This window comes from Runella sp. MFBS21 (genome assembly GCF_029433105.1).
In the GTDB taxonomy this organism is placed as follows: domain Bacteria; phylum Bacteroidota; class Bacteroidia; order Cytophagales; family Spirosomataceae; genus Runella.
In genome coordinates, this window is record NZ_JARNTW010000030.1 from 52,280 (window position 1) to 58,441 (window position 6,162).

Here is a 6,162-nt window from a genome sequence, read left to right on the forward strand (position 1 = left end):
TGCTTATTCTGCTTCTTGATGATCGCGACGAACTACGAATTTAGTCTTCACAGGTAATTTTTGTGCCGCTAATCGAAGGGCTTCGCTTGCTAATTCAAGAGAAACACCAGTAGCTTCAAACAAAATGGTTCCTGCTTTAACAGGGGCTACCCAATATTCAGGAGCACCTTTTCCTTTACCCATACGAACCTCAAGAGGTTTTTTGGTGATTGGTTTATCTGGGAAGATACGAATCCATACCTGACCTTCACGTTTCATTGCACGAGTAACGGAAATACGAGCTGCCTCAATCTGGCGAGCTGTAATCCAGCCCGGTTCGAGCGCTTTAATGGCAAACGTACCGAAAGCGATCTGGTGGCCACGAGTGGCCATACCTTGTTCAGACCCTTTGCTTTTTTGTTGTTTGCGGAACTTGGTTCTTTTCGGTTGTAACATGGTTCAGCAGTATTAGTAGAGCTTTTCAAGCTCTTTTGCTTTCGATAATTACTTTTTCTTATTGCGATTATTGTTACGGTTTTTGCCACCGTCACGATCACCTCCTCTACGACGGTCGCCACCTTCACGGTCACCACCACCACGACGACGATCGCCTCTTTCTCCTCCACGTTCGTTGCCTCCACTACGTTCTGCTGAGGCAGCGCCACCGCTCACAGGAGACAAATCACGCTTTCCAAAGATTTCACCTTTGAAGACCCAAACTTTGATACCGATTTTACCGTATACTGTCAATGCTTCAGAGATAGCATAGTCAATATCAGCACGCAAGGTATGAAGAGGCACGCGGCCTTCTTTGTACTCTTCAGTACGGGCCATTTCTGCTCCACCAAGGCGGCCAGAAATACGTACTTTGATTCCTTGAGCACCTACTCTCATTGCCGACGAAATCGCTTGTTTCATCGCACGACGGTAAGAGATACGGTTTTCTAATTGTTGGGCAATTGACTCTCCTACCAATTTAGCATCTATTTCTGGACGCTTTATTTCGTAGATGTTGATTTGGATATCTTTACCCGTAATCTTCTTGAGTTCTTCTTTGATTTTATCAACCTCGTTTCCACCTTTTCCGATTACAATCCCTGGGCGGGCAGTGTGAATCGTCAAAGTGATGCGTTTCAAAGTACGTTCAATTACTACTTTTGAAATAGCGCCTTTTGGAATACGAGCGGAAATATATTTGCGAATCTGCTCATCTTCAATCAGCTTGTCAGCAAACTCACGTCCACCGTACCAGCTTGATTCCCAACCACGGACGATACCGAGTCGCAGACCTACAGGGTTAACTTTCTGTCCCATTCGTTATTGAAATTTTAGGCTTCTTGTTGGATTAATTGTGCAGCATCATCTACCACGATAGTGATATGATTTGAACGTTTACGAACGCGATAAGCACGTCCTTGTGGAGCTGGGCGTAGGCGCTTTAGCATGGCACCACCGTCCACAAATATCGTTTTAACGACCAAATCAGCATCCTCAAGTTTAGCGCCTTCGTTGAGTTGTTGCCAATTGGCTACTGCCGACATCAACACTTTTTTCAAAACCGGAGCAGCAGCCTGTGGCTGATACTGCAAAATTGCTAGCGCACGGCTCACTTTCTGGCCTCTAATCATGTCAGCCACAAGGCGCATTTTGCGAGGTGAAGTGGGTACGTTTCTTAATATAGCTCTTGCTTCCATTTTCTTTCAGAAAAACATTAATTGTTATCTGTTAATAGTTATGTGGAATAAAACCAATGAATGATGGCTAACCATTAACTAATAACTTATCTCTTTCCTTTGTCTTTTTTTGCAATGTGTCCGCGGAAGTTACGAGTAGGTGAAAATTCACCTAGCTTATGCCCTACCATGTTTTCGGTTACGTACACAGGAATGAATTTATTCCCATTGTGTACCGCAAAAGTATGACCAATAAAATCTGGAGAGATTGTACTGCGTCTTGACCAAGTTTTAATAACTGATTTTTTGCCAGAACCATTCATGGTGTCGATTTTGCTCTGAAGGCGAAAATCAATGTATGGCCCTTTTTTTATCGAACGTCCCATTTATCTTCGATTATTTTTTACGTTTGCTAATGATCAAACGGTTTGAATACTTTTTAGGAGTACGGGTCTTTTTACCCTTTGCGTACAAACCTGTACGTGAGCGTGGATGACCTCCTGAGGCACGGCCTTCACCACCACCCATAGGGTGATCGATTGGGTTCATTGCAACCCCACGAACGCGAGGACGAATACCTAACCAACGCTTACGACCAGCTTTACCTAAGCTTACGTTCATATGATCTGCGTTAGATACTGACCCTACAGTAGCGATGCAGACTGACAAAACCATACGCATCTCACTTGAGGGCATACGCAATACCGCGTATTTACCATCCCGTGCAACTAATTGAGCATAAGTACCAGCACTGCGTACCAATTGTCCTCCTTTACCTGGATGTAGTTCTACATTGTGAACAATAGTACCGATTGGCATTGAGCTTAAAGGAAGCGCGTTGCCTACTTCTGGTGCTACACTTGAGCCAGAAATCACGGTCTGACCTACTACGATTCCTTGTGGAGCAATGATGTAGCGTTTTTCACCGTCTTCATATTGCAATAGAGCAATACGTGCAGAACGGTTAGGATCGTACTCTACTGATACTACCGTAGCAGGGATATCAGTTTTGTTACGCTTAAAATCAATGATACGGTACATGCGCTTGTGGCCACCGCCAATGTAACGAGCTGTACGACGACCTTGGCTATTGCGTCCACCAGTTTTTTTGATGGGGGCCAACAGACTTTTCTCGGGCTTGTCGGTTGTTATCTCGTCAAACGACGGAGCCGTACGAAAGCGTTGACCGGGTGTTGTTGGTTTGAGCTTAATGACTCCCATTGTTTTGTTCTGTTATTTGCTACTTCAACGATTATTAAACAATTTCGGCGTAGATATCAATCAATTCGCCTTCTTTTAGAGTCACTATGGCTTTTTTATACGTTGAAGTAATACCACTAATTGCTTTACCACGTGACATTCTAGTTTTTTTACGACCAATAACGCGCATTGTATCTACGCTTGCTACGTTTACACCATACATTTTCTCGATGGCTTTAGCAATTTCTATTTTATTGGCAGTTTTTGACACTTCAAATACATACTTACCCAAATTACTGAGTGCAGTAGCTTTTTCGGTCAATATGGGTCTCTTGAGTACACTCATTGTCTTACTTGTTCAAAAGATTTTCTAACTTCGACACAGCCGTTTCACTTATCAACAGCACCTCAGCATTGATGAGATCATAAGTATTTACTTCATCTGCAGTAGTGATATTTACCTTTGGGATGTTACGTCCTGACAAATACACGTTTTTGTCATTAGCAGGCAAAATAAGAAGGGTCTTCTTATTTGAAAGCGAGAAAGCAGACAAGAGCGCTAAGTATTGTTTTGTTTTGGGTGCTTCAAAAGTAAAGTCCTCAATCACAGAAATACCATTTGCTTTGGCTTTTGCAGAAAGTACAGACTTACGCGCCAATACCTTCACTTTCTTGTTCAGTTTGAAGCTATAATCGCGAGGTCTTGGACCAAATACACGACCACCACCTACGAATACTGGCGACTTGATTGAACCAGCACGCGCGCCTCCAGTTCCTTTTTGGCGCTTAATTTTCTTTGTTGAGTACGAAACTTCTCCGCGCTCTTTTGATTTGTGTGTACCCTGACGTTGGTTAGCCAAATACTGCTTAACGTCCAAATACACAACGTGCTCATTTGGCTCAATGCCGAAAACTTCATCGGCAAGGGCTACTTTTTTGCCCGTATCTTTTCCTTTTATATCTAATACTGAAAGTTCCATTGTCTTAATATCGGATTGAACAGTTCACCGTAGCTATTAATTACTTCTCGATGATTACAAAAGAATTCTTCGCACCCGGCACTGAACCACTAATAACGACGAGATTCTGCTCAGGAATGACTTTCAACACTTTAAGGTTTTGAACCTTAACGCGATTGTTACCCATTCGACCTGCCATACGAAGCCCTTTAAATACACGAGAAGGGAATGAACAAGCTCCAATCGAACCTGGGTGACGTTGGCGGTTGTGCTGACCGTGTGTTTGGCCACCAACACCTCCAAAACCATGACGCTTAACTACCCCTTGGAAACCACGCCCCTTAGCAGTACCTACAACATCAACAAAATCACCTTCAACAAATACCTCTGAGAGAGTCAACGTTTGTCCGAGCGAAAGATCTTGAGTAAATTCCTTAAACTCAACCAATTTGCGCTTGGGCGTTGTCCCAGCTTTCTTGAAGTGACCCGCGAGCGGCTGGGTCGTGTGTTTTTCTTTTTTTTCTGCAAAACCGAGCTGAATAGCTGAGTATCCATCGGTTTCATCGGTTTTAACTTGCGTAACTACACAAGGACCAGCCTCAATTACAGTACACGCCAGAGCCTGCCCGTCCGCAGTGTACACGCTTGTCATCCCGATTTTTTTTCCTATTAAACCAGACATCTTTTTGATTTACAGCAGGTTATAAAATTTATTTTACAAAATGGACTGCAAAGGTCGTAAATTTATTTTAACAATCCAAGTACGTTTATTTGATTTCAAAAAAAAAGTCAGATGCGGAGACATCTGACTTCTATCTTGAAAATAATACTCTCGTAAGGGAGCTTATCATCAGTGAATTCAGATGCGGTTTCCTTTCGGACCTTCACCCAACCTATATTTTGATTGAAACTAAAAGGCGTCTTTCTGAAAAGGCTTGCAAAGGTCTGAAATTCAAGCTGCAAAAGCAAGCATTTTGTGAGAAATTTTATAAAATAATTTTATCCTTTTACTTTTGTCAAAATAGCCCTTTCTGTACAACATATATTATGGCACAATTTTGTGTATTAGCATCGCTATAATTTTCGTTATGTAGTAAATGTATGGAGTGAGGTCAATAAAGCAGTCATAACATGAAAGTTCGTTGGTTCGTATTCTTATTTCTTATTTTTTGTGCACAAGTACTTAGATCTCAAACGAGTAGATCCAGCCGGCTATATCGTAATACTCCTGCTTTTGGAAGCATGAAGCTTAGTTTCGGCGGAGGATTGTCTTATTACTTAGGAGATATGAGAGCCAAAACCGATTTGAGATTCATTGAACCACATTTAGCGGTGGCTTTATTGTATAGGTTATCTGAACACTTTTCGGCTAGAGGAGAAATAAATCTATATAGACTTTCGGCCAAACAAGAAGGCGGACCTATTTGGTACAACAACCTTTCTTTTAGATCCACTAATTCTGCTGCTTATGTAGGTTTGCAAGCTGATTTGTTTGGATTTCATACCGAGCGCTTTATAAAGCCGTATATATTTGGTGGTATAGGAATGACATTTATCAACCCCAAAGCTTATTATCAAGGGAAATGGTATAGCTTACGCCCTCTCCAAACAGAAGGTGTAGCTTACAATCGACTTGTTAGAATTGCTCTTGTAGGAATTGGTGTTTCATTTAAATACAATGACCGGCTGGGTTTTGCAGTGGAGTTGAGCGACAATTTTGCTAATTCGGACTACTTGGATGATGTCAGTACCAATTATCCCGACCCAACTGGAATGTCAGAACTCGCCTTAGCATTGTCTGATAGAAGGCCCGAACTTACTAATCTTCCTACGGGTTATCCTGCACGCAATGAACCTGGTAATCAAAGAGGCAATCCTAAAATAAAAGATTCATACGGATTTTTATCACTACGAGCCGAATATCTCATCGGTAGCCCAATGAGACGTGCAGAACGTCGAAAACTAAAATGTTATTACTAGCTACTTGCTTAGAAAACTCTTGACCTCCTGATTTCAGGTCCCTACATGTTGCTTTGAAGAAGGCAATGCCGTCAAAAAGCTATACCATTGCTTAGGTTAGTATAAGGGTACACTTCCTTTTCGGTTGCATTGACAGAGAGAGTAATCAATGTATGTGGTGTATTTCTCAAAAAGCTCGTTCATTTTATCCGAGATAAAGACTTTATTGGCCTTTTATTTAGGTATTATCAGTGATATATCTAAATGAGGGATGGGCATTATTGAAAAGTGACTTTAAAATTCTCTAAACTGCCCAACTCTCTTTGATTAGTGAAATTATCATACATGATTAATTGGACTGTGCAACTCGCTATCATTAAGTAGGCACTGAC

Annotated in this window: 9 protein-coding genes; 1 reads left to right on the forward strand and 8 read right to left on the reverse strand. The window is 41.8% G+C overall.

All coding sequences use genetic code 11. The annotated features are described in order from the left end of the window. Positions 1-3: 3 nt before the first annotated feature. From rplP to rplC, 8 genes are all read right to left on the reverse strand, one after another. Positions 4-435, reverse strand: a complete 432-nt coding sequence (gene rplP / locus P1X15_RS30475; protein WP_028663490.1) for a 50S ribosomal protein L16 — start codon at positions 433-435, stop codon at positions 4-6. Positions 436-483: 48 nt separating this feature from the next. Then, on the reverse strand, positions 484-1,293 hold the full coding sequence (gene rpsC / locus P1X15_RS30480; RefSeq protein ID WP_028663489.1) for a 30S ribosomal protein S3: 810 nt from the start codon (positions 1,291-1,293) through the stop codon (positions 484-486). A gap of 14 nt (positions 1,294-1,307) precedes the next feature. Then, on the reverse strand, positions 1,308-1,673 hold the full coding sequence (gene rplV / locus P1X15_RS30485; RefSeq protein ID WP_028663488.1) for a 50S ribosomal protein L22: 366 nt from the start codon (positions 1,671-1,673) through the stop codon (positions 1,308-1,310). A gap of 86 nt (positions 1,674-1,759) precedes the next feature. Continuing rightward, positions 1,760-2,038, reverse strand: coding sequence for a 30S ribosomal protein S19 (rpsS, locus tag P1X15_RS30490; RefSeq protein ID WP_028663487.1), 279 nt, complete (start codon positions 2,036-2,038; stop codon positions 1,760-1,762). Between the two features lie 10 nt (positions 2,039-2,048). Continuing rightward, entirely contained in the window at positions 2,049-2,873 is an 825-nt protein-coding gene (gene rplB / locus P1X15_RS30495; protein ID WP_277341895.1) for a 50S ribosomal protein L2, read from the reverse strand. 34 nt (positions 2,874-2,907) lie between these two features. After that, the gene (gene rplW / locus P1X15_RS30500) at positions 2,908-3,198 is read right to left on the reverse strand and encodes a 50S ribosomal protein L23 (RefSeq protein WP_277341896.1); all 291 of its coding nucleotides are present in this window, start codon (positions 3,196-3,198) and stop codon (positions 2,908-2,910) included. Positions 3,199-3,202: 4 nt separating this feature from the next. Further along, positions 3,203-3,832 (reverse strand): 50S ribosomal protein L4, encoded by a 630-nt coding sequence (rplD, locus tag P1X15_RS30505; protein WP_028663484.1) that lies wholly within the window; start codon positions 3,830-3,832, stop codon positions 3,203-3,205. A gap of 40 nt (positions 3,833-3,872) precedes the next feature. Continuing rightward, a complete protein-coding gene (gene rplC / locus P1X15_RS30510) occupies positions 3,873-4,493 on the reverse strand; it encodes a 50S ribosomal protein L3 (protein ID WP_028663483.1) in 621 nt (206 codons plus the stop codon). Positions 4,494-5,053: 560 nt separating this feature from the next. Here rplC and P1X15_RS30515 point away from each other — a divergent pair. After that, positions 5,054-5,791, forward strand: coding sequence for a hypothetical protein (locus tag P1X15_RS30515; protein WP_277341897.1), 738 nt, complete (start codon positions 5,054-5,056; stop codon positions 5,789-5,791). Positions 5,792-6,162 lie beyond the last annotated feature (371 nt).